This is a genomic window from Pseudomonas azotoformans (genome assembly GCF_001579805.1).
Taxonomy (GTDB): domain Bacteria; phylum Pseudomonadota; class Gammaproteobacteria; order Pseudomonadales; family Pseudomonadaceae; genus Aquipseudomonas; species Aquipseudomonas azotoformans_A.
Genome location: NZ_CP014546.1, coordinates 1,913,591 through 1,940,207, shown reverse-complemented (window position 1 = coordinate 1,940,207; position 26,617 = coordinate 1,913,591). Strand labels below are relative to the sequence as shown.

The following is a 26,617-nucleotide window of genomic DNA, read 5'->3' as shown; positions in this document are numbered from 1 at the left end:
TTTGTTTCGAAAAAACAAGACGTTAGCAGGAGATAGGAGGGAGCGGAAAACGCTGTAGGACCAGCGCTTGGAACGCCCCCGAGGAGAACCCTCGGGGGCGTCTGAATCAGGCCGGTTGGGCCTGGGACGACAGCGGTTGCAACGGTAGCAACGGCGCGTGTGGATCAGCCTTGATCGAGTCACGCCAGGCGGCGAGCCACTCGGCATGGCCTTCGTTCCAGACGTGCTCATGCAGGCGAGCCAGGGCGACCGGGTCGCTCAACAGAGCCAGGCGTTCACCGTTGTTGAGGCCGGCCGGGCCGACTTTCAACGCGTGACGCACACGTTCGGTACGCAGGTACTCGATCGGCTCCGCTTCACGGTGACGCGAGGTCGCCAAGGCGCAGGCCAGGGCGTTCTGCTGCGGGTCGACCACCGAGCGCACGAAGCCATCGTTCAGCGCATGCCAACGGTTTTCGTGGGTGTACTGCTCGGTCGACAGCAACGCTTGCGGCGGATTGTATTCCTCGGGGATCAGGAACAGGCTCTCGTCGCGGGACTTGAGGCCCAGCCCGACACGGCTGGAGATCACCGACACCGGGATCGACAGCATCAGCGACCCCACAATCGGCACCAACCACCACAGGAAGCTCGGGTTCAACCACACCACCAGCAGGGCCCACAGGAAGCCCAACACGGTTTGCGGACCGTGGCGCTTGACCGCTTCGCTCCATGGGGTGGAGTCGTCGTCACGCTGCGGCGAGTTCCAGGTCGCAGCCCAGCCGAGGAACGCGGCGAGTACAAAGCGGGTGTGGAAAATCATCCGCACCGGCGCCAGCAGCATGGAGAACAGCATCTCCAGCAGCATCGACAAGGTCACCTTGAACTTGCCGCCGAACTCTTTCGCGCCCTTGGCCCAGATCAGGATGATGCTCAGCAGTTTCGGCAGGAACAGCAACACGATGGTGGTGGAGAACAGCGCCACCGCCTTGTCCGGATGCCATTGCGGCCACAGCGGGTACAACTGGCGTGGCGCCATGAAGTACTGCGGTTCCATCAGGGTGTTCACCGCCAGCAGGGCCGTGGACAGCACCAGGAACAGGAACCACAACGGCGCCGACAAGTAGGACATCACGCCGGTCAGGAACACCGCACGGTGCACCGGGTGCATGCCCTTCACCAGGAACAGGCGGAAGTTCATCAGGTTGCCGTGGCACCAGCGACGGTCACGCTTGAGTTCGTCCAGCAGGTTCGGCGGCAACTCTTCATAGCTGCCCGGCAAATCGTAGGCAATCCACACGCCCCAGCCGGCACGGCGCATCAACGCCGCTTCAACGAAGTCGTGGGACAGGATGGAACCGGCGAACGCGCCTTTGCCCGGCAACGGCGCCAGGGCGCAGTGCTCGATGAACGGCTTCATGCGGATGATTGCGTTGTGACCCCAGTAGTGGGATTCACCCAGCTGCCAGAAGTGCAAGCCGGCGGTGAACAGCGGGCCATACACGCGGGTAGCGAACTGCTGCATGCGCGCATACAGGGTGTCCATGCCCGACGCACGCGGCGCGGTCTGGATGATCCCGGCATCCGGCGTGGCTTCCATCAGGCGTACCAGGCTGGTCAGGCACTCGCCGCTCATCACGCTGTCCGCGTCGAGCACGACCATGTACTTGTAGTCACCGCCCCAACGACGGCAGAAGTCGTCGAGGTTGCCACTCTTGCGCTTTACGCGACGGCGACGGCGGCGATAGAAGATCTTGCCGAAGCCACCGGCTTCGCGGCACACGTCGAGCCAGGCTTGCTGCTCGGCGATGCAGATGTCGGCGTCATTACTGTCGCTGAGCACGAAGAAGTCGAAGCGGTCCAGGTCACCGGTTGCGGCGACCGATTCGAACGTGGCGCGCAAACCGGCAAATACCCGAGGCACGTCTTCGTTGCAGATCGGCATCACCAGCGCGGTACGGGCGTCTTTTGGAATCGGCTCGTCACCGGCACTTTTACCGGAGATCCGGTATTTATCGTGACCCGTCAGCAATTCCAGGAAGCCCATCAACGCGGTCCAGAAACCGGCCGACACCCAGCAGAACAGGATCCCGAACATGATCAGGATGCTGGTTTGCAAAGCGTATGGCAGTACCTGGGTGGCAGTTTGCAGCAGGGTCTGGTTGCGGATTTCGTCGAAGTCGACCAGCGACCAACCCTGGTACGGCATGATGCCTTTCATGTACCAGCCAGCCACGATGGTCTGGCCGAGCATCAGCACCAGCAGGATGTAACGACGGATCGAACCGACCGTACGCCAGCGCGCAGCCGGCAATACACGCTCATCCTTCGGCGGCGCCGGAGGATTGCTGCGCCCGGTGAGTCGGCGCCAGCCGCGCACCAGGATATTGGTGCGCCACGGCTCCGGCACCACGCGGGTACGACGGATTGGCGGCGTGGCCTTCAGGCACACGCGGCCAGCAGCGTCGACCGCCAGCATTTCGGCGTCTTGCAGCTCTTCGGCGGTGTTGAGGGTCAACCGCGTGCCAACCGACGCCTGGGCGGCGTCGACCGGCGCGTCGAAGGTCGAGGACGACAAGCGCTCGTGCAACTCGGTGAAGGATGTGCAGCCCGCCAGTTCGGCGCGCTGCTCAGCGGTCATCGGTAGATGCGCCAGATACTCCTGCAGAGTTTCTGGCTGGACTTGAGAATTACTCATCGGCAGGCAACTGGTAGCTCCAGGTTTCGGTCAGGACTTGTTCGGTCTTGATCGGCTCCGGTGTGGCTGGGGCAGCTTCTGGCTGCTTGGCTTCCTTGTCTTTCGCGTCTTTCTTGGCCTGTTTCTCGTGCTGCTTGGCCAGGACCTTGTCAGCCTTGAGCACGTGGCTCGAGTCCTGTTCAGGCGCAGGTGGGGCAACATCTTGCACCAGCGCCGCGCGCATTTCGGTCGGCTTGCCTGCGTCCTTGATCTTCATGCGCAGGGTCAGGCGCCAGCCTTTGGTGTGTTCGTTGTAGCGCACGCTGTTCTCAACCAGTTCAGCGTTGTCGCTGACACTCACTTGGCTGCGCACCGGGGCATCCGACGGCAGGGCCTTGAGGGACGGGCCCTCGAAGTCCACCAGGTAAGCCACGCTGCCGTCAGGCTGGCGGATCAGGTTGGATTGCTTCACATCACCGGTAGAACGCAGGGTCTGCTTGACCCAGGCGCTGTCGGCCGGGTGCAAGGCTTTTTCGTCCATGGTCCAGTGCAGGCGGTAGGAAACGTCCAGCGGTTTGCCGACTTCCGGCAGTTCCGCAGGGCTCCAGAACGCAACGATGTTGTCGTTGGTTTCATCGGCAGTCGGAATCTCTACCAGGTTGACGGTGCCTTTGCCCCAGTCGCCCTCAGGCTCGATCCAGGCGCTTGGGCGCTTGTCGTAGTTGTCGTCGAGGTCTTCGTAGTGGCTGAAGTCGCGACCGCGTTGCAGCAGGCCGAAACCCTTCGGGTTTTCTACGGTGAAGTTGCTGACCGACAGGTGTTTTGGGTTGTTCAGTGGGCGCCAGATCCACTCGCCATTACCGGCATGGATCGACAGACCGCTGGAATCGTGCAGCTCACGACGGTAGTTCAGCACTTTGGAAGGCTGATTCGCGCCGAACAGGTACATGCTGGTCAACGGGGCAACGCCCAGTTTGCTGACCTTGTCGCGCAGGAACATCTGGGATTTCACGTCGACAATGGTGTCGGTGCCCGGACGCAGGATCAGGCGATACGCGCCGGTCGCCCGTGGGGAGTCCAGCAGGGCAAAGATCACCAACTGCTTCTCGCCCGGCTTTGGACGCTCGATCCAGAACTCGGTGAAACGCGGGAATTCTTCGCCGGACGGCAATGCAGTGTCGATCGCCATGCCACGGGCAGACAGACCGTACGCCTGGCCCTTGCCGACTACGCGGAAGTAGCTCGCGCCGAGCATGGTCATGATTTCGTCTTGTTTGTCGGCCTTGTTGATCGGGTACAGCACACGGAAGCCGGCATAACCCAGCTGTTCGGTGGCTTTAGGATCAAACTTCACGTCGCCGAAATCGAAGCGCGTCGGGTCGTATTTGATTTCCTGGACGCTGTCGGCGGTGACTTCGTTGATTTTCACCGGTGTATCGAAGTGCATACCCTGGTGATAGAAGGACAGCTTGAACGGGGTGTTTTGATCAGCCCACTCGGCTTTTTCGTTGCGGAAACGAATCTTCTGATAGTCCGCGAACTTCATTTCGCGGAATTCGTTCGGCAGATTGCTGCGCGGAGCTTCGTATTTCTGCCCGGCCAGCTCTTTTGCCTTGGCCGACACATCATCCAGACTGAATGCCCACAGTTGACCCGCGCCGAACAGGCAAAACAGGGCGGAGCCCGTCACCAGTGCGTTTCGTAACCGTTTGGCAGACAATTTTGGTGCATTACAGGGACTAACAATCACGAGCAACCCTCGCCGAAAACAGATCAAAAAACCAACGGCCAGCTATCTATATGCCAGGTTGGCGAGCATTGTTCCGACTCCCCTGGGGCAAAATGATTCCCCATGGGTTGTCGGACAAGTCTCTACCTAAGTCAAAAATGGACCAAACAACGCTGATCCCCGTAGCGCGCGATTATCTAGTAGCCCGCGAAACAACGCATCAGGGATAACGAAGTATTTGTAGCGAAACCCTGCGTTTTTAGGCATTAAAAGTCGTTTTTAATACATTCACGTCTGCAAGAGGAAGGTCACAGGGCCATCATTGACCAAATGCACCTGCATATCCGCGCCAAAACGCCCTGACGCCACCTTGCCATGCAATTGTTGCGCTTGTAACAGCAAGTGATCAAAAAGCGCCGCTCCCAGGGCCGGTGGGGCCGCTGTAGAGAAGCTCGGCCGCAGCCCGCTCTTGGTATCCGCCGCCAGGGTGAACTGCGACACCAGCAACAAACCGCCGTCGATATCCTTCAACGACAGGTTCATCTTGCCTTCGTCGTCGCTGAACACCCGATAGTTCAACAGCTTGTGTAACAGCTTATCGGCACTCTCCGGCGTATCCGCAGGCTCGACGGCCACCAGCACCAGCAACCCCTGGTCGATGGCGCCGACGATTTCGCCCGCAACCTCGACCCGGGCGCCGCGCACCCGTTGCAGCAGGCCCTTCATGCTTCTTCGGGCGGCAGGTCGAGCAAGCGACGTGCCATCTGGCTGGTCGCCCGCACCAAGGCATCGGTGATGCCGGGCTCGGACGCGGCATGGCCGGCCTCGCGAATCACCTGCAACTCACTGTTGGGCCACGCCTGGTGCAACTCCCAGGCGTTATCCAAAGTGCAAATCATATCGTAGCGCCCGTGAATGATTACGCCAGGCAGATGGGCGATCTTGTGCATATCGCGGATCAGCTGGTTGGGCTCCAGGAAGGAGTTGTTGGTGAAGTAGTGGCACTCGATCCGCGCGATGGACAGCGCGCGCTGTGGCTCGGAAAACCGCTCCACATGCTGCGGGCTCGGGCACAGGCCGAGCATGCGCCCTTCCCAGCCGGACCAGGCCTTGGCCGCGTGCATCTGGGCGATCTGGTCGTTGCCGGTGAGGCGCTTGTGGTAGGCCGCGATCATGTCGTGACGCTCTTCCGGCGGGATCGGCGCAATGTAGTCCTGCCAGTAATCCGGGAACAGGCGGCTCGCGCCTTCCTGGTAGAACCAATGGATGTCCTGCGGCCGGGCCAGGAAAATGCCGCGCACGATCAGGCCGAGCACACGCTCGGGATGGGTTTGCGCGTAGGCCAGTGACAGGGTCGAGCCCCACGAGCCGCCGAACAGTACCCACTTGTCGATGCCCAGATGCTCGCGGATGCGCTCAAGGTCGGCGACCAGGTCCCAGGTGGTGTTGTTTTCCAGGCTGGCGCGCGGGGTGGAGCGCCCGCAGCCACGCTGGTCGAAGGTGACGATGCGGTACAAGTTAGGGTCGAAATAGCAACGGCTCTGGGCATCACAACCGGAACCCGGGCCACCATGGATAAAGACGACGGGCAAGCCTTCGGGGGAGCCACTTTCATCGACGTACAGCGTGTGGATGTCATCGACGGCCAGATCGTGCCGGGCGTGGGGTTTGATCTGCGGGAACCAAGTCTGCATTGCGCGCTCCGTAAGGGGTCGGGTTCATCCCTGGGGGACGTCTTTTATTTTGCCGTCTGGCACTATAAACCCGAATTGTGCAATGAGCATGTCCTAGAGCACTTAGACCTGTGTCAGCCCTTCGCTCCCCAGGTAGTCCAGCAGGTATTCATAGAGCCGGTCCACTTCCGGCGCTTGCCGCCGCGCCCGCAGGCAGCCGTGGACCAGGCCTTTGCCGGGATACAGCACGGCGGCCACGCCTGCCGCCTGCAGACGTTCGGCGTAGAGCATGCCGTCGTCGCGCAGCGGGTCGAACTGGGCCACGGCGATCAACGCCTTGGGCAAACCGCTGAAGTCTGCGGCCGACAGCGGCATCGCGTAGGGCGACGGCCTGTCGCTGCCCTGCAGGTACAGCGCCAGGTAGCCATCGGTGTCGGCGCTGCTGAGCAAGGGCGCGTCCATGCAGTCGCGCCGCGATGGCAAGTCGCAGGGGCCGCCCAACCCCGGATAGATCAAGACCTGGGCGCGCGGCAACGGTTGCCCGTCGTCGCGCAATCCCATACACAATGCTGCCGCCAGGTTGCCGCCTGCACTGTCGCCCATGACCACCAGGCGCCGCAGGTTGATGGCATACGGCGCCTGCCCCGCCTGGATGGCCTGCCACACGGCGCGACAATCCTCATAGGCGGCCGGGAACGGGTGTTCAGGCGCCAGCTGATAATCGATGGCGATCACCAACACCTGCAAGGCCGTGGCCAGCTCGAAGCAGATGAAATCGTGGGAATCCAGCCCGCCGACGACCCAACCGCCGCCGTGCATATAAAGGAGGCAAGGCCAGCCATCAGCAGGAACCGGCGAGGTCGGCAGATAACTGCGCACGCCTACGCCGGCCAGGGTCAGGTCTTCGACCTGCAAGCCTTCGGGTTTCGCCGGGGTGAATGCCTGGCACATGCTGTCGTAGTTTTGGCGTAAGCCCGCCAGCGATGAGTCGTCACGGGTGAAGGACTCAGTCTTCTCCACGAACGCTGCCAGTTCTGGCGAGATCGGGTATCGACTCATTTAAGACTCGCCTGCACTGCCGCCGCCCCATCGCTGCCATCGAGCGCCTTGACCCCAGCCAGCCAGCGCTGCAAATCCTCGGGGTGATCACGCAGCCATTGCTTGGCCACGTCCTGCGGCGATTTGCGCTCCATGATCGGCACCATCAACTGGCTTTCCTGGGCGGCAGTGAAGGTGAGGTTTTCCAACAGGCGATTGGCGTTGGGGCAGCGCTCGGCAAAATCCGGCGCGGTGACGGTGGAGACGGTGGCGCGGCCTTCGTCGGGGCCGAATACGTCTTCACTGCCGGTGAGATAGGCCATCTTCATATTGATGTTCATCGGGTGCGGGGTCCAACCGACGAACACCACGAATTCCTTGCGATTCACCGCGCGCTGCACCGCTGCCAGCATCCCGGCTTCACCGGAGGCAACCAACTTGAAGCCGCCAAGGCCGAAGCGGTTGGTGTCGATCATTTTCTGGATATCGGTGTTGGCACCGCTGCCCGGCTCGATGCCATAGATCTTGCCGCCGAGCTTGTCCTTGAAACGGGCGATATCGGCGAAGGTCTTCAAGCCCGCATCCGCCACGTATTGCGGCACGGCCAGGGTGGCCTGGGCGTCGGCGAGGCTGGGTGTATCGAATACCTTGACCTGCTTGGCCGCCAGGAACGGCGCGATGTTGTTGTCCATCGCCGGTTTCCAGTAACCGAGGAAAATATCCAGGCGCTTGTCGCGGATGCCGGCAAAGATGATCTGCTGCACGGCGCTGGTCTGCTTGCTGTCGTAGCCGAGGCCATTGAGCAGCACGTCGGCCATGCCGGAAGTGGCGACCACGTCGGTCCAACTGACCACGCCCATGCGGATGTTATTGCAGGAGGCCGGTTCGGCGGCCATGGCGTTGGCGCTGAGCAACGCGGCGCCGGTGAGGGTCAACAACAGTTTTTTCATGGAAGAGGTCTCACTCGGCAGCTTTATTGTAGGAGTGGCGTCTGACGCGCCGTATCCACAACCTTACCCAGCGAGACCTCGATAAAAGCGACCTGTGGCGACCGGGTTTTGCACCCAGGCGACAGACGGTCAGCCGTAGCGCTTCTGCCCCCACGCCAACAAACCTTGCAACAATTGCTTGAGCACCACCCGCGTCGGCTCGGCCAGATCCGCTCGATACCGGAACGGCTCGAACTCTTCCATATAGGCGCTCTGGCACAGCTCCAGCTGCACCGCGTGGATATCCTGGCCCGGGTCACCGTAATGCCGGGTGATGTGGCCGCCCTTGAAGCGCCCGTTCAGCACATGGGTGTACTGCGGATGCGTCGCGCAAATAGCTTCCAACTGGCTGGCCAGTTCCGGATCACAGGCGGCGCCATTGAAGGTGCCGAGGTTGAAGTCCGGCAGCTTGCCTTCGAACAGGTGCGGGATGACCGAACGGATCGAGTGCGCATCGAACAGCAAGGCGTAGCCGAACTCGGCCTTGAGCCGTGCCAGTTCCTCCTGCAGGGTGCGGTGATACGGGCCCCAAATTTTCTGCAAGTAACTGGCGCGCTCGGTCTCGTTCGGCTCCAGCCCCTCGCGGAACAAGGGCACGCCGTCGAACAGCGTCGCCGGATACAGCCCGGTGGTGGCGCCGACATACAGCGGCTTGTCGTCGGATGGCCGGTTCAGGTCGATCACAAATCGGGAATATTCTGCCGACAAAGTGCTAGCACCCAGCGCCTCGGCAAAGTCATACAGCGTGGGGATATGCCAATCGGTGTCCGGCAGGCTTTGCGCCTCGGGAATCAACCCCGCCTCGACAGCAGGCGTCAGGCGCAGGCCGGCGTGGGGCATGCTGATCAGCAGCGGCACACGGCCTTGTTTGAAGTTCAGAACCTTATCCACGAACAGTACTCCTCAAACAGTGACATCGACGCCATGGCGCACGACGCGTTTATCCAGCTCGCCGCCCAGCCAATAGGCCAGGTCGGCAGGACGATCAATCTGCCAGGCGACGAAATCCGCGACCTTGCCCACTTCCAGGGAGCCGTGGGTATCGCCCATGCCCAACGCAGTGGCCGCATGTTGAGTGGCGCCCGCCAAGGCTTCTTCCGGGGTCATGCGGAACAGTGTGCAGGCCATGTTCAGCATCAGGCGCACCGACAGAGCCGGCGAGGTGCCGGGGTTGAGGTCGCTGGCGATGGCGATTTTCACGCCGTGCTTGCGCAGGGCGTCCATCGGCGGCAACTGGGTTTCGCGCAGGAAGTAGAACGCGCCCGGCAGCAGCACCGCGACGGTGCCGGCAGCGGCCATGGCGATGGCGTCTTCTTCGGTCATGAACTCCAGGTGGTCCGCCGACAGCGCCTGGTAACGCGCCGCCAGGCTGGAGCCGTGCAGCGATGAGAGTTGCTCGGCGTGCAGTTTCACCGGCAGGCCGAGTTGCCGGGCAACCTTGAACACGCGCTCCACCTGCTCGGTGGAAAACGCCAGGTATTCACAAAACGCATCCACCGCGTCCACCAGCCCTTCCGCCGCCAAGGCCGGCAGCATCTCGGCGCAGATGTGCTCGATGTAGTCGTCGGCGCGGTCCTTGTATTCCGGCGGCAACGCGTGGGCCGCCAGGCACGTGGCGCGCACGCTGACCGGCAGCGCTTCACCAAGGCGACGGGCGACGCGCAGCATCTTGCGTTCGTTGGCCAGGTCCAGGCCGTAGCCGGACTTGATCTCCACGGTGGTCACGCCATCGCGTAGCAGACTGCGCAGGCGTTTTTCAGCGCTGGCAAACAGTTCATCTTCCGTCGCCGCACGGGTGGCACGCACAGTGCTGGCAATACCGCCGCCCTTGGCCGCGATCTCGGCGTAGCTCACGCCTTCGAGGCGTTGCTCGAACTCGCCGCTGCGGTTGCCGCCGAACACCGTGTGGGTGTGGCAGTCGATCAGCCCGGGGGTGACCCACGCGCCTTGCAGGTCATGCACCTGGGCGTAATCCGCCGTGGGCGCCTGGCTGCGGGGGCCGATCCACTCGATGAGCGAACCGACGGTCACCATGGCGGCATCCTCGATGATCGAGTATTTGCCCTGTGCCATGGTTGCGACGTGGCAGTGTTGCCAAAGCGTTTTCATCAACGCCTCCCTAGATTAACGATGAGACAAAGCCGGGTCGTAATGGACCTTGGCCGCTTGCCCGGCAGCGGGCTTGACCCACAGCAGGTAAGCCACCACCAGCAGCACGATCCACACAGCACCGACCAGCAAAGCGGCCTGGGTGTCCGGGAAGTAACCCAGCACGCCAAACACGAACAGCATGAACACAATGGCGGCCGCCGGCGCATAGGGCCAGAACGGCACGGGGAATTTCAGTTCGGCCACCTGCTCTTTAGTCATCGAACGGCGCATGGCGACCTGGGTGAACAGGATCATCAGCCACACCCACACGGTGGCGAAGGTGGCAATCGAGGCGATCAGCAGGAACACGTTTTCCGGGATCAGGTAGTTGAGCACCACACCGCCGAGCAGCGCCGCGCCCATCACCACAACAGTCATCCACGGCACGCCGTGTTTCGACAATTGCGCAAAGCCTTTGGGCGCCTGCCCTTGCTGGGCCAGGCCGTACATCATGCGGCCGGCACCGAAGATGTCGCTGTTGATCGCCGAAACGGCCGCCGAGATCACCACGATATTGAGAATGGTCGCCGCCGAGCCGATGCCGAGGTTGCTGAAGATCTGCACGAACGGGCTGCCCTGGCTGCCGATTTGCGGCCATGGATAGATGGCCATCAGCACGAACAGGGTCAGAACGTAGAACAACAGGATGCGCAGCGGCACCGCGTTGATCGCCTTGGGGATCACGCGCTGTGGGTCCTTGGCTTCACCGGCGGTGATGCCGATGATTTCGATGCCGCCAAAGGCAAACATCACCACCGCGAACGAGGCGATCAGGCCGCCAATGCCGTTGGGCATGAAACCGCCGTGGGCCCACAGATTGCTGAGGCCGCTGGCCTGGGTTTCACCGGCCGAATGAATGCCGAACAGCATGATGCCAAACCCGCCGAGGATCATCGCCACAATGGCACCGACCTTGAGCAGCGACAGCCAGAACTCCATTTCGCCAAACACTTTGACGTTGCACAGGTTCAGGCCGCCGATCAAAAACACAATGCCGAGCACCCAGACCCAACGCGCGACGTCGGGAAACCAGAAGCCCATGTAAATACCGAAGGCGGTGACGTCGGCCAGGCAGACGATGATCATCTCAAAGGCGTAGGTCCACCCGAGGATAAACCCGGCCATGGGGCCCAGGTAGGTGCTGGCGTACTGGCCGAACGAACCGGCCACCGGGTTGTGCACGGCCATTTCGCCGAGGGCGCGCATCACCATGAATACAGCGGCGCCGCCGATCAGGTAGGCCAGCAGCACAGCGGGACCGGCCATCTGGATGGCGGAGGCGGAGCCATAGAACAGCCCGGTGCCGATCGCGGAACCGAGTGCCATGAAGCGAATATGTCGGGCGCTGAGCCCGCGTTTCAATCCTTTCTCTTGCTGGTGCATTTCTCTTCCCTAGTTATTTTTATCCCGAGAAAATTTCGACCCTGTCGCCTGACAACTGTAGTGAGCGGGCTTGCCCCGCTCACTACAGAATGTCGCCCTTAGAGGCTCGGCAGCAGCTTGGCCGGCACCAGCTCATTCAGGCAGCGGCTGGCCAACAACTCGCTGGCGGCGTTGATGTCCGGTGCGAAGAAACGGTCCTTCTCATAGAACGCCACTTTGTCGCGCAGGATCCCGCGCGCTTTTTCCAGCGCAGGCGAGGTTTTCAGGCCTTCGCGCAGGTCCAGGCCCTGGCACGCGGCCAGCCATTCCACGGCGAGAACGCCACGGGTGTTCTCGGCCATTTCCCACAGGCGCTTGCCCGCAGCCGGGGCCATCGAAACGTGGTCTTCCTGGTTGGCCGAGGTCGGCAGACTGTCGACGCTATGGGGATGGGCCAGCGCCTTGTTTTCGCTGGCAAGCGCGGCAGCGGTCACCTGGGCGATCATGAAGCCGGAGTTCACACCACCATTGCCCACCAGGAACGGCGGCAGTTGCGACATGTGCTTGTCCATCATCAGCGAGATACGGCGCTCGCTGAGCGAGCCGATTTCAGCGATGGCCAGTGCCATGTTGTCGGCGGCCATGGCCACCGGTTCGGCGTGGAAGTTACCGCCGGAAATCACGTCACCTTCGGCGGCAAAGACCAGCGGGTTATCCGATACGGCGTTGGCTTCTACCACCAACACCTCGGCGGCCTGGCGGAACTGGGTCAGGCACGCGCCCATGACTTGCGGCTGGCAGCGCAGCGAGTATGGATCCTGCACCTTGTCGCAGTTCTGGTGCGACTGAGACACCTGGCTGCTTTCGCCCAGCAGGTGACGATAGGCTGCTGCTGAATCGATCTGCCCACGCTGGCCGCGTGCGGCATGAATGCGTGCGTCGAAGGGGGAGCGCGAACCCAGCACTGCTTCCACGGTGAGCGCGCCGCATGCCAGGGCACTGGCGAACAGGTCTTCGCCTTCGAACAGGCCACGCAGGGCGTACGCGGTGGACACCTGGGTGCCGTTGAGCAGCGCCAGGCCTTCTTTGGCGGCGAGGGTCAGCGGCGTCAGGCCGGCGACTTTCAGCGCGTCGGTGGCTTCCAGCCATTCGCCCTTGTAGCGCGCCTTGCCTTCGCCCAGCAGCACCAGGGACATGTGCGCCAAGGGCGCCAGGTCGCCGGAGGCACCGACCGAACCTTTCAACGGAATATGCGGGTACACCTCGGCGTTGATCAGCGCGATCAGCGCGTCGATCACCTGGCGGCGGATCCCGGAGAACCCACGGCTGAGGCTGTTGACCTTGAGCACCATGACCAGCCGCACCAGGGCATCGCTGATCGGCTCACCGACGCCGGCGGCGTGGGACAGCACCAGGGAACGCTGGAGGTTTTCCAGGTCAACACTTGCGATGCGGGTCGAGGCCAGCAGGCCGAAACCGGTGTTGATGCCGTAGGCGGTGCGGTTCTCGGCGAGAATCTGCTCCACGCAAGCAACACTGGCGTCGATCTGCGCCGTGGCGCTGTCATCCAGACTGAGGGTTACCGGCTGCTGGTAGATGGCTCGCAGTTGGGCAAGGCTCAGTTGGCCTGGAATCAGGTTTAGCGCAGTCACATTCATACTCCTTTTGAATTGTTCTTTTGAATAAGGCTTCAGTGCAAATTCGGTAAGTCGGTGTCTTTGAGCAGTTGGGCAGCGGCCGCAATGTCCGGCGCCAGCCAGCGGTCCTGCTCGTAGGCCGGGACCACTTCACGCAACAGGCGCCACGCGCGGTCGGTGCCGGCGCCGAAGCGCTGGTCCTTCAAGAATTCGAACGCCTGGGCCGCCAGCAAGTACTCGATAGCGAGGATCTGCGTCACGTTGGCCAACACCTGGTGCAGCTTGAGCGCGGCATTGGTGCCCATGCTCAGGTGGTCTTCCTGCAGGCCCGAGGTGACGAAGTTGTCGAGCACCGCCGGTTGCGCCAACTGGCGGTTTTGCCCACACAGCGAAGCGGCGACGTACTGCACGATCATCATCCCGGAGTTGACCCCAGGGTTGCTCACCAGAAACGCCGGCAAGCCGCTGACGTGCGGGTTGATCAGGCGGTCCAGGCGGCGTTCGGCCACCGAGCCGATTTCGGCCATGGCGATTGCCAGCATGTCCGCCGCCAGTGCCACGGATTGTCCGTGGGGGTTGGCCTGGGACACCACGCGGTAATGGTCTGGCGTGCCGAGTACCAGCGGGTTGTCGGTGGCGCTGTTGAGTTCGGTCTCGATCTGGCGGGTGGCGTGTTCCACCTGGTCGCGGGCTGCACCGTGGATCTGTGGGATCGAACGGATGCTCAAGGCGTCCTGGGTGCGGATGCCTTTGCTGCTGGCGATCACTTCACTGCCATCGAGCAAGGCGCGCAGGTTGATGCCGACGTGTTGCATGCCAGGGTGCGGTTTTAAGGCGATGATCTCTTCGTCAAACGCGTCGATCTGGCCGCGCTGGGCTTCAAAACTCATGGCGCCGATCACGTCGGCCCACTGCAGCAAGTGATGGGCGTCGGCCAGGGCCAGACAGCTCAGGCCGGTCATGCACGGCGTGCCGTTGACCAGGCACAGGCCGTCCTTGGCGCCAAGCACGACCGGATGCAATCCTTCCGCGCTCAAGGCCTCTTGAGCCGGAACGATGCGGCCTCGGTAACTCACATCGCCCACGCCCAACAAGGCCACGCCCACATGGGCCATGTGGGTCAGGTAACCCACCGAACCCTGGGACGGCACTTGCGGTGTGATGCCGTGGTTGAGCAACGCCAGCAACGAGTGCACCACCTGCGGATGCAGGCCGGATTTGCCATGACTGTAGTTGATGATCGCCGCGCAGATGATCGCACGGGTCTGCTCGTCGCTCAGCACCGGGCCAACGCCACAGGCATGGCTCAGCAAAGTATTGCGCGACAGCTGGCTGAGTTGCTCGCCCTTGAGCGACACATTGCACAGCGCGCCCAGGCCGGTGTTCACGCCATAGGCGCGCTCACCGCTGGTGACAATGCGTTGCACGATGGCCTGGGCATTGTCGATGCGTGCCCAGGCCTGGCCCGAGAGTTCAAGCACCGCGCCTTGGCGGGCGACGGCGACGACGTCCTGCCAGCGCAGCGGGGCGTCGGCAATGATGATTTTTGCTGCCTGGAACATGGTTGACCTCTTCAATTCAAACCACCGCCGCCCGCCGCTGAACAAACCGATCCACATATTCATCCGCCGGCGAATGCAGGATCTCCCGAGGGGTGCCGACCTGGATCAGCTTGCCATCCTTGAGGATCGCAATACGGTTGCCGATGCGCACGGCCTCGTCGAGGTCGTGGGTGATGAAGACGATGGTTTTGTGCAGGGTCTTTTGCAGCTCCAGCAACTGGTCCTGCATCTCGGCGCGGATCAGTGGGTCGAGTGCACTGAAAGCCTCGTCCATCAGGATGATGTCGGTGTCCGCCGCCAAGGCGCGGGCCAGGCCGACGCGCTGGCGCATGCCGCCGGAAAGCTGGTGCGGGTATTTGTTTTCGTAGCCCTTGAGGCCCACGGTTTCGATCCAGTGCAGGGCGCGTTCGGCGCAGACCTGCTTGGTTTCGCCACGCACTTTCAGGCCGTAGGCGACGTTGTCGAGCACACTCTTGTGGGGCAGCAGGCCGAAGCTCTGGAACACCATGCTGATCTTGTGCCGACGGAATTGGCGCAGGGCTTCCATGTCCAGTTGCAGGATGTCTTCGCCGTCCACCAGGATCGCGCCGCTGGTGGGGTCGATCAGGCGGTTGAAGTGGCGCACCAGCGTGGACTTGCCGGAACCCGACAGCCCCATGATCACGAAGATCTCGCCAGTGCCGATGCTCAACGACAAATCGTTCACGCCGACCACGCAACCGGTCTCGGCCAGCACCTGGTCCTTGGTCTTGCCCTGGCCGACCATGGCCAGCGCATCCTTAGAGCGGGCGCCGAAGATCTTGAAGACGTTTTTAACTTCGATTTTGCTGACAGTAGTCATTTGCTCGCCTCATGCCGTGGACGACCATAGGCCTGGGTAATGCGGTCGATGACCACTGCGAGAATTACAATCGCGAGCCCGGCTTCGAGGCCACGGCCGACGTTGAGGGTCTGGATGCCGACGAGGACGTCTTCACCCAAGCCACGGGCTCCGATCATCGAGGCGATCACCACCATCGACAGCGCCATCATGGTGGTCTGGTTGATCCCGGCCATGATGCTCGGCAACGCCAGCGGCAGTTGCACGCCGAACAGTTGCTGCCAGCGGTTGGCACCAAAGGCGTTGATGGCTTCCATGACTTCGCCGTCGACCTGGCGAATCCCTAAGTCGGTGAGGCGGATCAGCGGCGGCGCGGCGTAGATCACGGTGGCGAAAATCGCCGGGACCTTGCCCAAACCGAACAGCATCAGCACGGGGATCAGGTACACGAAACTCGGCATGGTCTGCATGATGTCGAGCAGTGGCATCAGCACCGAGCGCAGGCGATTGCTGCGTGCGGACAGAATGCCCAGCGGCACGCCGATCAGCACCGAGATCACCGTGGCGACCATCATCAAGGCCAGGGTCTGCATCAGCTTGTCCCACAGGCCAACCGCGCCCACCAGGAACAGCAAACCGACGATCACCGCCGTGGTCACCACCTTGCGGGTGGCGTGCCAGGCGACGCCGCCGACGATGGCCAGCATCAGCCACCAGGGCGCTGCGCGCAGCAGCCCTTCCAGGTTGACGATGGCCCATAGCAGGGTGTCGGAAATGTGCCGGAACACATCACCGTAGTTGGTGACCAATGAGTCCACCCAACCGTTGACCCAGTCGGCGATGGAAAACGTAAAACTCTCAGGAAACATATCGTGCTCTCGATCCAGTGGGTTGTGGCCAGGCGCCCGGCTGCCCCTCAGGGTAGCCGGGCACGCTTGACCTACAAGGCCGCGTCGATTTTCTTGGCTGCGTCGTCGCTCACCCAGGCGTGCCAGACTTCAGGATGTTCCTTGAGGAAAATTTTCGCCAGTTTTGGCGACTCAATTCGCTCCTTGGCCATGCGACCCAGGTTCTGGTTCAGCAGGTCGATCGGCAGGTTGACCTTTTCCAGCACGGCCACCAGTTCCGGGGCTTGCTCGTGGAAGGTCTTGGACAGGCCGACCTTGATGCTCACGCTTTTATCCACACCGGGTTTTTCTTCCAGCTTGACCAGGTCGACCTGGCCCATCAGCGGGGTTGGCGACCAGTAGTAGAACAGGATCGGCTCGCCACGCTTGTAGCTCGACAACACCGCTGCATCCAACGCCGGGCCGGTGCCTGGGCGGAAGTTGGTGTAGGAATTTTCCAGGCCGTAGCTTTTCAGCATTTCGCTGTTGTCCAGCTCGCAAGTCCAACCGGCCGGGCAGTTGTAGAAACGGCCTTTGGAGGGTTCTTCCTGGTCCTTGAACACCGAGGCGTACTTGGCCAGATCAGCAATGTTTTTCAGGTCGGGGGCCTTGGCTTCCAGCTTGCGTTTGGCATCGCCTTCGATCACATAACGCGGCACGTACCAGCCTTCGATGGCACCGACTACCGGGGCGCCGACGCCGACGACTTTGCCGGCCTTCTCGGCCTTGTTCCAGACCTCACTGCGGCCCACCCACTCTTCGGCAAAGATCTGGATGTCGTTGCTGCTCAGGGCGTTTTCCATGGTGATGGAGTTGCCCGGCAGGCTGTCGGTTTTGCAGTCGTAGCCTTTTTCCAGCACGGTTTGCAGGATGTCGGTGAGCAACATGCCGCTTTCCCAGTTCAGGCCTGCGAATTTCACCGGCTTGCCGGATTCGCACCAGCCGGCCGCCTGGGCGCCAGCGCTTGCCAGCAAACCTGCAGAGAGCAGGGTGGCCATCAGGGTCTTATGCATTTTCATTGTTGTGACGCTCCCAATCTTGAAATGGATTACGGCAGTCAGTAGGCATCCTGCCCTGTCCACGTCCCATCAGGCTTGTGTCGCCAGCCCGTTTGTTCTTGGTATAGCGCCCTGCTCTGTTGGCAGGATCAGTTGATCGGGCACCGTGCCGTGCCATTTTTTCGCACACAGGTAATACAGCGCTGCCGGCAGTACCAGACCGATGATCCAGGAAATGTCCACATCACCCAGCGCGGCCACCAAAGGACCGGTGTAGAACTTGGTGGAGATGAACGGCAATTGCACCAGCACGCCGAACACGTACACGCTGATCCCCAGCAGGTTCCAGCGACCGTAGCGACCGTTCGGATCGGCCAGCGCCGGCACGTCATAACGCTCACGGGTGATGCAGTAGTAGTCCACCAGGTTGATCGCGCTCCAGGGCGTGAAGAACGCCAGCAGGAACAGGATGAAAGACTTGAACGCGCCGAGGAACGAATGCTGGCCGAGCAAGGCGATCAAGGTCGCGGTGCCGACAATCGCCAGCACGAACATCAGGCGTTGCAAGCGCGTGACCTCCAGGCGGCCACGGAAGCCGCTGATGATGGTGGCAATGCACATGAAGCTGCCGTAGGAGTTCAGCGTGGAGATGGTGACCTTGCCGAACGCGATGCTGAAGTACAGCAGCGCCGCAGTGGCCCCAGTGCCACTCAAGCCGACGATGTAGGCCACTTCATGACCGGCGAATTGCCCGTTGGACATGGCCGCGGCAAACACGCCGAGAACCATCGCCACCTGCGCGCCAATCACCGAGCCGGCACCGGCGGCGAGAAAGGTTTTTACCGAAGGGGTCTTGCTCGGCAAATAGCGCGAGTAGTCCGCCACGTAAGGGCCGAAAGCGATCTGCCAGGACGCCGCAAGCGACACCGCCAGCAGGAAACTGCTCCAGCTGAAGTGGCGGATCTGCAGGAGTGCACCAACGTCGGTCTGGCTCATCAGGCGACTGAACAGGTAGACAAAGGCGATCACGCCAATGACGCTGGCAACGCGACCGATGAAGTGGATCACCCGATAACCGAGCACCGTGACCAGCACGATGACACTGGCGAAAATCAAGATGCCAGTGCTGTCGCTGACCCCGAACAACTGGCCCAGCGCCTGGCCGGACAGCACGGTGCCAGTGGCGGTGAAGCCGAGGTACATCAGGCACACCAGCACGATCGGAATCGCCGCGCCGTACACGCCAAACTGCACCCGGCTGGAGATCATCTGCGGCAATCCCAGCTTGGGCCCTTGCGCCGCATGCAACGCCATCACGCCGCCGCCGATCAATTGACCGACCAACAGGCCGATCAACGACCAGAACACATCACCGCCCAGCACCACGGCCAAGGCCCCGGTGACAATCGCGGTGATCTGCAGGTTGGCACCCATCCACAGGGTGAACTGGCTCAATAGACGACCGTGTCTTTCCGCTTCCGGGATGTAGTCGATCGAACGTTTCTCGATCAACGGGGTGGTGTCATTTGCAGCCATGGATGTTCAACCTCTGATGGATTGTTTTCAGGGGGGTGCTGGCTTACTTGATCATCGGCAGGTTCAAGCCCTGCTCCTTGGCGCAATCAATCGCGATCTGGTAGCCGGCGTCTGCGTGACGCATCACCCCGGTGGCCGGGTCGTTGTGCAGTACGCGGGCAATACGCTCGGCCGCTTCGTCGGTACCGTCGCAGACGATGACCATGCCGGAGTGCTGGGAGAAGCCCATGCCCACGCCGCCGCCGTGGTGCAGCGAAACCCAGGTCGCGCCGCTCGCGGTGTTGAGCAAGGCGTTGAGCAGCGGCCAGTCGGACACGGCGTCGGAACCGTCCTGCATGGCTTCGGTTTCGCGGTTCGGGCTGGATACCGAGCCGGAGTCGAGGTGGTCACGGCCGATCACCACCGGTGCCGACAGCTCGCCGCTGCGTACCATTTCGTTGAACGCCAGGCCGAGCTTGGCGCGCTGGCCCAGGCCCACCCAGCAGATACGCGCCGGCAGGCCCTGGAAGCTGATGCGCTCGCGCGCCATGTCCAGCCAGTTGTGCAGGTGAGCGTCGTCGGGGATCAGTTCTTTGACCTTGGCGTCGGTCTTGTAGATGTCTTGTGGGTCGCCGGACAGTGCCGCCCAACGGAACGGGCCGATGCCACGGCAAAACAGTGGACGGATATAGGCCGGGACGAAACCTGGGAAGTCGAAGGCGTTTTCCACGCCTTCTTCCTGGGCCATCTGGCGGATGTTGTTGCCGTAGTCGAAGGTCGGGATGCCTTGTTTCTGGAATTCCAGCATGGCTTTGACGTGCACAGCCATCGACTGCTTGGCGGCCTTGATCACAGCAGCCGGCTCGGTCTTGGCGCGGGCGCGATATTCGTCCCAGGTCCAGCCGGCTGGCAGGTAGCCGTTGAGTGGGTCGTGGGCGCTGGTCTGGTCGGTGACCATGTCCGGGCGCACGCCGCGCTTGACCAGCTCCGGCAGGATTTCTGCGGCGTTACCCAGCAGCGCAATGGAGATGGCCTTGCCTTCTTTGGTGTACTTGGCGATACGCGCCAAAGCATCGTCGAGGTCGGTGGCTTGTTCGTCGACATAACGGCTGTTGAGGCGGAAGTCGATGCTGACCTGCTGGCACTCAATGTTCAGCGAGCACGCGCCGGCGAGGGTTGCGGCCAAAGGTTGCGCGCCGCCCATGCCGCCGAGACCGGCGGTGAGTACCCAACGGCCAGTCAGGTGGCTGTTGTAATGCTGGCGACCGGCTTCGACGAAGGTTTCGTAGGTGCCTTGGACGATGCCCTGGCTGCCGATGTAGATCCAGCTGCCCGCGGTCATCTGGCCGTACATGGCCAGGCCCTTGGCATCCAGTTCGTTGAAGTGTTCCCAACTGGCCCAGTGCGGCACCAGGTTGGAGTTGGCGATCAGTACACGCGGGGCATTGCTGTGGGTCTTGAACACGCCGACCGGCTTGCCGGATTGCACCAGCAGGGTTTCGTCGTCATTCAGGTTAGTGAGGCTCTCGACGATCTGGTCGTAGCACTCCCAGTTGCGCGCCGCACGGCCGATACCGCCGTACACCACCAATTCTTTCGGGTTCTCGGCCACTTGCGGGTCGAGGTTGTTCATCAGCATGCGCAGCGGCGCTTCAGTCAGCCAGCTTTTGGCGGTGAGCTTGTTACCGTGGGCGGCACGGATTTCGACGTCGCGGTATTTTGTAGGCTTGGCTTTAGAAAAATCGGTCACTGCTGGACTCCTCGGCACGATGCGCGAACATGGATGGTGCGAAGGAGAGTCTTACGCACACATCTTTACTTGTACATACAAGCATATGCAATCAAGCGGCCAACTTTAGAAAGGCGTCGTCGGGATTTTTCGTGGAGGGGTGTGCAAGCCTTGGAAATTGAGGCTTTGAGGCTTGATGAAATTTCTTGCAGCCGTTTCTTGCCGGGAGAGGAGTTTGTCACCCCAACGCAGCGTTGCGCCGCATTGGGGCATTCGGTAACAAAATGGTGCGCACGGTTGGGAAGCGAGGGTGGGCATGCGTAGCAGTGAAATAGCGCGCCTGGCCTGCCAGGCAAAAGGCGCGTCCCAACGACGATTTTTCTGAGTTATCTGTAGCCCAGTAAAAACGGATTTTTTCGTATATTCAGTGGTTTAGAGTCGGCGTTCACACACCCAACACCCTGGAAGACTTATCGTGACCACTCTAAAACGGGCAGGCATCTTTATCGTACTCATGGCGACAAGCATGGCTTCAGTCCAGGCCATTGCCGCCACCTTTACTGCGACCCTTGATAAAACAGGAAAAGTTACTGCGCAGTCACCCAAGTGGATCAAGGACGTGAAACTCACCGCCCAACCTGATTACTTCTCCGATTACAAAGTCAGGTTTGTGCCGGGAGTGTTCAAGGACGCGCCACGGTTTTGCACCGTGTCGGTGACGGACGTCAGCTCCAATGATCACATCTTCTACGGCCACGCCAAGTTGGGGAGCGTCCCGGCGATCAACTACGTCAACGTTTTAACGCTGAAAGTGGGAGACAACAAACCCGCTGGCGATTCTTCGATGGGCTTTCAACTAATGTGCGTTAAGTAAACCCATCTCTCCATACTGGCTGAGCGCCGGCCATACAAGCGCTCAGCGGTTGCTCAGTTCGATAACGCAACAGCGACCGCTCACGGCAACCTCCAGCAGGTCAGTGTTACCGTCCACTTGCAGGCAGTCGTGATGACCAAGTTTCTGGTCCAGCACCTTCACTTCATCCGCAACACTGAACACCAGCACCGTCTGCGCGGTGCTGAAGAAGCGCTGTTCGCCATCGATCCATTGCAGCCGTGCGTGGTAACGCTGGGGAGAATAGATCAGGTTGAAGTCGCGGATCGGCCCGGTAATCAAACGGCATGACACCTGGCTGTCACCCTTGAACGCAAAGGCTTGCAGCGGCAGCAACCCGCTCTGCTCCTCGCCGTCTACGGTCAACACCATGCCGGCGCCCTGGATCACGGTGATCACGCGCTGGTAGCCGGCAAAGGTGGAGAAGCCGCCGGATTCCGCGATATCCGCAATCGACAAGCGCCAACCAAAGCCATCCAGCCCTGTACCGGCATCACGGGTGATTTCTTCGGTGCTGCCGCCGCCGTTTTTCCAAGGCATGCGTACGTAATCGGCGGCGCGCCAGACTTTTACGGAACTCATTTACTGAAGCGTCCTTCCAGGCTGTGACGGGAACCGGGGTGGATCAAACGCGCGGCGGTCACCGGCTGGCGGCCCGACCAGGTGCGTCGGCGAATCAACAGGCACGGCTCGGTGGGTTCGATCTGCAGCAGCTTGCACTCGGCGGCGTCGGCAAGGATGGCTTCCACCACGTGCTCGCCTTCGGTCAGCGGCGCCACCTGGTTCAGGTAGGCATACGGCGTTTGTTGGGTGAAATCCTGTTGCAGGTATTCCGGCGCGACCAAGGCGTTGACGAAACGGTCTTCGATTTGCACGGGAATATCGTTTTCGAAGTGCACGATCAATGAATGGAAAACGCGCCCGCCTTCACGCATCTCCAAGGCGACGGCGCGCTCGGAACCGGCAGCCTCTTCGCCCAGGTGGATGACCTGGCAGGTATGCCGATGACCGCGGGAGGCGATCTCATCGGCAATGTTATGCACTTCGAACAGGGCTGACTGGCTCTTGGGCTCAGCGACAAAGGTGCCGACACCTTGCATGCGCACCAACAAACCTTCAGCGGTGAGCTCGCGCAGGGCGCGGTTGATGGTCATGCGGCTGAAACCCAGCTGGCTGACCAGTTCGCTCTCCGACGGCACGCGGTAATGGGGCGGCCAGTTGCCGTTGAGAATCTGCTGGCTGATCATCTGTTTGACGCGGGCATACAAGGGCGCCGGACTTTCGTCCATGTGGGCAGCCAGCGAAGACTTGGCAGGCGGAGTCGGCACAGGGAATCCTTGCAGGGGGAAAAGATGCATAGATTGCCGGAGTTTACCGAGCAGGCAAACGTCTGTATATGTATATACAAATAAACACACGACCGGGGTGCCTTGATCATGTCCGCTTTCTTTGCCGAACGCGCGCTGCTGCCTAATGGATGGGCCAACGATGTACGTCTTGAAGTGAGCGCCGATGGGCTGCTGACAAAGGTTGAGGCCAATGCCAGCGCAGAGGCTGCCGAACGGCTGAGAGGCCCGGTTTTAGCGGGTATGCCGAACCTGCATTCCCATGCGTTTCAACGCGCCATGGCGGGTTTGGCGGAAGTTGCTGGCAACCCGAATGACAGTTTCTGGACCTGGCGCGACCTGATGTATCGCATGGTCGGCAAGATCAGCCCGGACCAATTGCAGGTGATCGCGCGCCAGTTGTATATCGAAATGCTCAAGGCCGGCTACACGTCGGTGGCTGAATTTCACTATGTGCACCATGACGTCAGCGGTCAACCGTATGCCGATCGCACGGAACTGTCGCGACAGATCAGCCAGGCGGCGGCCAGCAGCGGGATTGGCCTGACATTGCTGCCCGTGCTGTACACCCACTCGGGGTTTGGCGGCCAGGCGCCGAATGAAGGCCAGCGGCGGTTTATCAACAGCACTGAAAACTACCTGGACCTGCAGGCGCAGCTGAAACCCCTCCTCGCCGCACAACCGGCGCAGCAGTTGGGGCTGTGCTTCCACTCGCTGCGCGCGGTGACGCCGCAGCAAATCAATGATGTGCTTGCCGCCAGCGACAAGGCGTGCCCGGTGCATATCCACATCGCCGAACAACAAAAGGAAGTCGACGACTGCATGGCCTGGAGCGGCAAACGCCCGCTGCAATGGCTGTATGACAATATTGAAGTGGATGAGCGCTGGTGCCTGGTGCATGCCACTCATGCCGATGCGAATGAAGTCGCACGCATGGCCAAGAGCCGCGCGATTGCTGGCCTGTGCTTGACCACCGAGGCCAACCTGGGTGATGGGATCTTCCCGGCGGTGGACTTTCTGGCCCAGGGCGGACGCATGGGTATCGGCTCCGACAGCCATGTGTCATTGAGCGTGGTAGAAGAGCTGCGCTGGTTGGAATATGGTCAGCGCCTGCGCGATCAGCGGCGTAATCGTTTGTATCGCAGTGATCAGCCGATGGTCGGCCGTACGCTGTTTGACGCCGCGCTGGACGGCGGTGCCCAGGCGTTGGGGCAGCCGATTGGTCGGCTGGAAGTGGGCAAGCGTGCGGATTGGATTGTGCTGGACGGTAATGATCCGTACCTGGCGACGGCGACTGAGGACGGAATTCTCAACCGCTGGCTGTTCGCGGGCGGCGATCGGCAGGTACGGGATGTGCTGGTGAACGGAAATTGGGTGGTGCGCGATGGGCATCATGCCGGTGAGGAAGAAAGCAGCCGGGCGTTCACGCACGTCTTGAGGGATTTGCTGGGCTGAAAAAAACCGCCGCCTTATCCGGGCGGCGGTTTTTTTACTTACTGCGAGGTCTTCGCCATCTGCTTGTCCGACGTGCGCCAGATCAACCGCGTGGTGTCATACCCCTGCTGCCGCGCCCTGCTCAGCAGGTCTTCGCGGGTGTCCGCACTGACCGTCGGCGTGCGCGACAATATCCACATGTACCGCCGGCTCGGGCTGCCCACAATCGCGGTCTTGTAGTCATCACTGACGTACAGCACCCAGTAATCGCCCTTGGCGACGCCCGGCAACAGCGCGGTGAACCAATTGTTGAATTCCACCCAGAGCTTGTCGGTCTTGCCCGGCACTTGCGGGGTGGCGGTGCCCTTGGCTTCTTCCCACTTCCATTCGGTCGTCAGGCAGCGGTTGAACACCGACATGTCGCCATCGGGCAGCAAGGTGTAGCGGGCTTCGGACTGCGCGCAATTGCGCTGGAAGTACATCGGCAATCGGGCCAACTCATACCAGGTGCCCTGGTAACGCTTGAGGTTGACGTTGCTCGCTGTCTTGGGTTGCAGATCATCGCCAGAATGGCTGGCGCAGCCCGCCAAAAACAGGCTGGCACAAAGGAACAAAACAAAACGCATCATTCTTCTTCTCCCGCAGGCTCTCGCCCCGGTTTACTTCAGGCCTTGCCCGGAAAACATCAGAACCTTGTCACCGGCATATTGAACGCTGATAAAGCTGTTTTTATCGCCCCAGGTGCAGCTGGACATACCCAGCGCGCCGGAACAATCGGTCGGCTTACCCAGCAACGACTCCACTTCAGCCTTGGCCATGCCAGCCGACAATTTTTGATAATTTTCTTGGTTGACCTTGCTGCAAGCGGCCAACAGCACGCAAAAAGCCAGCAAAGCGAGACGGCGTAACGACATGGAAAAACTCCTGGAGGGACGAAGCAGCGTGGGTATCTGCCAGAAGCTTAGAAGGGAAAAGAGGTGTCTGGTTCCCGATGAGCGAAAACAAAAAAGCCCCGAAAACGCTGAAACGTTTCGGGGCTTCTTCAGGGGTGAACCGGCTCACAACAATGCCGGCCACTTATCGCATCAACTTACTTCTTGTGATACGCCGTCACACGCTCAACTTCTTCCTTCGAGCCCAGGAACACCGCCACACGCTGGTGCAGGCCTTCAGGCTGGATGTCGAGGATGCGCTGGTGGCCGTCGGTGGACGCGCCGCCGGCTTGCTCAACCAAGAAGGACATCGGGTTGGCTTCGTACATCAGGCGCAGTTTGCCTGGCTTGGACGGCTCGCGGCTGTCGCGTGGGTACATGAACAGGCCACCACGGGTCAGGATACGGTGCACGTCGGCAACCATTGCGGCCACCCAGCGCATGTTGAAGTTTTTCTTCAGCGGGCCTTCTTCGCCAGCCATCAGCTCGCCCACGTAGCGGGTCACAGGCTCTTCCCAGTGACGCTGGTTGGACATGTTGATCGCAAATTCCTGAGTAGAAGCAGGAATGGAGATGTCTTCGTGGGTCAGTACAAAGCTGCCCATCTCGCGGTCCAGGGTGAAGCCTTTAACGCCGTCGCCCAAGGTCAGCACCAGCATGGTCTGTGGGCCGTAGATAGCATAGCCGGCAGCAACCTGTTGGGTGCCTGGCTGCAGGAACGCTTTCTCGTTCAGCGGCTCGTTCTGGCTCAGGTATTCGTTCGGGCAACGCAGTACCGAGAAGATAGTGCCGACTGGTGCGTTGATGTCGATGTTGGACGAACCGTCCAGTGGGTCGAACACCAACAGGTAGGCGCCTTTCGGGTATTTGCCGGGGATCTGGTAGGCATTGTCCATTTCTTCGGACGCCATGCCGGCCAGGTGACCGCCCCATTCGTTGGCTTCGAGCAGGATCTCGTTGGAGATCACGTCGAGTTTCTTCTGCACTTCGCCCTGCACGTTTTCGGTGCCCATGCTGCCCAGGACACCACCCAGTGCGCCTTTGGACACGGCGTGGCTGATTTCCTTGCAAGCACGCGCCACCACTTCGATAAGGAAGCGCAGATCGGCAGGCGTGTTGTTGCTGCGGGTCTGCTCAATCAAATAGCGACTCAAGGTAACGCGGGACATGTAAGGCTCCGGAAAAGGGGGGGCTTGAAAACCCGCGCAGTTTAACGCGAGTCGGGGCGTATTTCCTCCTATCAGAGGATTTAAACCCAATAGAGTTC

Annotated in this window: 23 protein-coding genes; 2 read left to right on the top strand and 21 right to left on the bottom strand. The window is 61.2% G+C overall.

The window, feature by feature from the left end:
• Window positions 1–106: 106 nt before the first annotated feature.
• From mdoH to hutU, 16 genes are all read right to left on the bottom strand, one after another.
• Window positions 107–2,677, bottom strand: coding sequence for a glucans biosynthesis glucosyltransferase MdoH (gene mdoH, locus AYR47_RS09015; protein WP_033897727.1), 2,571 nt, complete (start codon window positions 2,675–2,677; stop codon window positions 107–109).
• Window positions 2,670–4,406, bottom strand: coding sequence for a glucan biosynthesis protein G (locus AYR47_RS09010; RefSeq protein ID WP_061449416.1), 1,737 nt, complete (start codon window positions 4,404–4,406; stop codon window positions 2,670–2,672). The genes mdoH and AYR47_RS09010 overlap by 8 nt, the downstream gene beginning before the upstream one ends.
• A gap of 267 nt (window positions 4,407–4,673) precedes the next feature.
• On the bottom strand, window positions 4,674–5,111 hold the full coding sequence (dtd, locus tag AYR47_RS09005) for a D-aminoacyl-tRNA deacylase (RefSeq protein WP_016979155.1): 438 nt from the start codon (window positions 5,109–5,111) through the stop codon (window positions 4,674–4,676).
• Window positions 5,108–6,079 carry a prolyl aminopeptidase gene (gene pip, locus AYR47_RS09000; protein WP_033897725.1) on the bottom strand — a complete coding sequence of 324 codons (972 nt, stop codon included), beginning with the start codon at window positions 6,077–6,079 and terminating at the stop codon, window positions 5,108–5,110. The genes dtd and pip overlap by 4 nt, the downstream gene beginning before the upstream one ends.
• A 102-nt stretch (window positions 6,080–6,181) precedes the next feature.
• Window positions 6,182–7,117 (bottom strand): alpha/beta hydrolase, encoded by a 936-nt coding sequence (locus AYR47_RS08995; RefSeq protein WP_061434963.1) that lies wholly within the window; start codon window positions 7,115–7,117, stop codon window positions 6,182–6,184.
• Entirely contained in the window at window positions 7,114–8,046 is a 933-nt protein-coding gene (gene choX, locus AYR47_RS08990; RefSeq protein WP_061434962.1) for a choline ABC transporter substrate-binding protein, read from the bottom strand. Before choX ends, AYR47_RS08995 begins: the two co-directional genes overlap by 4 nt.
• Before the next feature lie 129 nt (window positions 8,047–8,175).
• Window positions 8,176–8,976 (bottom strand): N-formylglutamate deformylase, encoded by an 801-nt coding sequence (gene hutG, locus AYR47_RS08985; protein ID WP_061434961.1) that lies wholly within the window; start codon window positions 8,974–8,976, stop codon window positions 8,176–8,178.
• Between the two features lie 12 nt (window positions 8,977–8,988).
• Window positions 8,989–10,194: an imidazolonepropionase gene (hutI, locus tag AYR47_RS08980; protein WP_061434959.1), complete on the bottom strand. Its 1,206-nt coding sequence runs from the start codon at window positions 10,192–10,194 to the stop codon at window positions 8,989–8,991.
• Between the two features lie 15 nt (window positions 10,195–10,209).
• Entirely contained in the window at window positions 10,210–11,619 is a 1,410-nt protein-coding gene (locus AYR47_RS08975) for an amino acid permease (protein ID WP_033897720.1), read from the bottom strand.
• 98 nt (window positions 11,620–11,717) lie between these two features.
• Window positions 11,718–13,256: a histidine ammonia-lyase gene (gene hutH / locus AYR47_RS08970; RefSeq protein ID WP_156487791.1), complete on the bottom strand. Its 1,539-nt coding sequence runs from the start codon at window positions 13,254–13,256 to the stop codon at window positions 11,718–11,720.
• 32 nt (window positions 13,257–13,288) lie between these two features.
• Window positions 13,289–14,797 carry a histidine ammonia-lyase gene (gene hutH, locus AYR47_RS08965; protein ID WP_061434957.1) on the bottom strand — a complete coding sequence of 503 codons (1,509 nt, stop codon included), beginning with the start codon at window positions 14,795–14,797 and terminating at the stop codon, window positions 13,289–13,291.
• Between the two features lie 16 nt (window positions 14,798–14,813).
• A complete protein-coding gene (locus tag AYR47_RS08960; protein WP_005783958.1) occupies window positions 14,814–15,638 on the bottom strand; it encodes a quaternary amine ABC transporter ATP-binding protein in 825 nt (274 codons plus the stop codon).
• Window positions 15,635–16,486, bottom strand: a complete 852-nt coding sequence (locus tag AYR47_RS08955; protein ID WP_010213842.1) for an ABC transporter permease — start codon at window positions 16,484–16,486, stop codon at window positions 15,635–15,637. Before AYR47_RS08955 ends, AYR47_RS08960 begins: the two co-directional genes overlap by 4 nt.
• A 71-nt stretch (window positions 16,487–16,557) precedes the next feature.
• Window positions 16,558–17,523, bottom strand: coding sequence for an ABC transporter substrate-binding protein (locus AYR47_RS08950; protein ID WP_033897718.1), 966 nt, complete (start codon window positions 17,521–17,523; stop codon window positions 16,558–16,560).
• A 69-nt stretch (window positions 17,524–17,592) separates the two neighbouring features.
• Complete coding sequence (locus tag AYR47_RS08945) at window positions 17,593–19,038, bottom strand: purine-cytosine permease family protein (RefSeq protein ID WP_061434955.1); 1,446 nt, start codon at window positions 19,036–19,038, stop codon at window positions 17,593–17,595.
• 43 nt (window positions 19,039–19,081) lie between these two features.
• Window positions 19,082–20,767: a urocanate hydratase gene (hutU, locus tag AYR47_RS08940; protein ID WP_061434954.1), complete on the bottom strand. Its 1,686-nt coding sequence runs from the start codon at window positions 20,765–20,767 to the stop codon at window positions 19,082–19,084.
• Window positions 20,768–21,221: 454 nt separating this feature from the next.
• On the opposite strand from hutU, the gene AYR47_RS08935 reads away from it, so the two are divergent.
• The gene (locus AYR47_RS08935; protein WP_156487790.1) at window positions 21,222–21,620 is read left to right on the top strand and encodes a hypothetical protein; all 399 of its coding nucleotides are present in this window, start codon (window positions 21,222–21,224) and stop codon (window positions 21,618–21,620) included.
• 42 nt (window positions 21,621–21,662) lie between these two features.
• Here the strand turns inward: AYR47_RS08935 and AYR47_RS08930 are convergent, their stop codons facing one another.
• Together AYR47_RS08930 and hutC are read right to left on the bottom strand one after the other, a co-directional pair.
• Window positions 21,663–22,220 carry a HutD/Ves family protein gene (locus AYR47_RS08930; RefSeq protein WP_061434953.1) on the bottom strand — a complete coding sequence of 186 codons (558 nt, stop codon included), beginning with the start codon at window positions 22,218–22,220 and terminating at the stop codon, window positions 21,663–21,665.
• On the bottom strand, window positions 22,217–22,927 hold the full coding sequence (gene hutC, locus AYR47_RS08925; protein WP_232920667.1) for a histidine utilization repressor: 711 nt from the start codon (window positions 22,925–22,927) through the stop codon (window positions 22,217–22,219). The genes AYR47_RS08930 and hutC overlap by 4 nt, the downstream gene beginning before the upstream one ends.
• Window positions 22,928–23,074: 147 nt before the next feature.
• Here hutC and AYR47_RS08920 point away from each other — a divergent pair, with 147 nt between their 5' ends.
• Window positions 23,075–24,439, top strand: coding sequence for a formimidoylglutamate deiminase (locus tag AYR47_RS08920; RefSeq protein WP_033897715.1), 1,365 nt, complete (start codon window positions 23,075–23,077; stop codon window positions 24,437–24,439).
• Between the two features lie 38 nt (window positions 24,440–24,477).
• Here AYR47_RS08920 and AYR47_RS08915 read toward each other — a convergent pair whose 3' ends face one another.
• The 3 genes from AYR47_RS08915 to AYR47_RS08905 all read right to left on the bottom strand — a co-directional run bounded on the left by AYR47_RS08915 (window position 24,478) and on the right by AYR47_RS08905 (window position 26,519).
• Complete coding sequence (locus tag AYR47_RS08915; RefSeq protein ID WP_028615380.1) at window positions 24,478–25,047, bottom strand: lipocalin family protein; 570 nt, start codon at window positions 25,045–25,047, stop codon at window positions 24,478–24,480.
• A gap of 30 nt (window positions 25,048–25,077) precedes the next feature.
• Window positions 25,078–25,332, bottom strand: coding sequence for a lipoprotein (locus tag AYR47_RS08910; protein ID WP_033897714.1), 255 nt, complete (start codon window positions 25,330–25,332; stop codon window positions 25,078–25,080).
• Between the two features lie 176 nt (window positions 25,333–25,508).
• Window positions 25,509–26,519, bottom strand: a complete 1,011-nt coding sequence (locus AYR47_RS08905) for a class 1 fructose-bisphosphatase (protein ID WP_061434952.1) — start codon at window positions 26,517–26,519, stop codon at window positions 25,509–25,511.
• Window positions 26,520–26,617 lie beyond the last annotated feature (98 nt).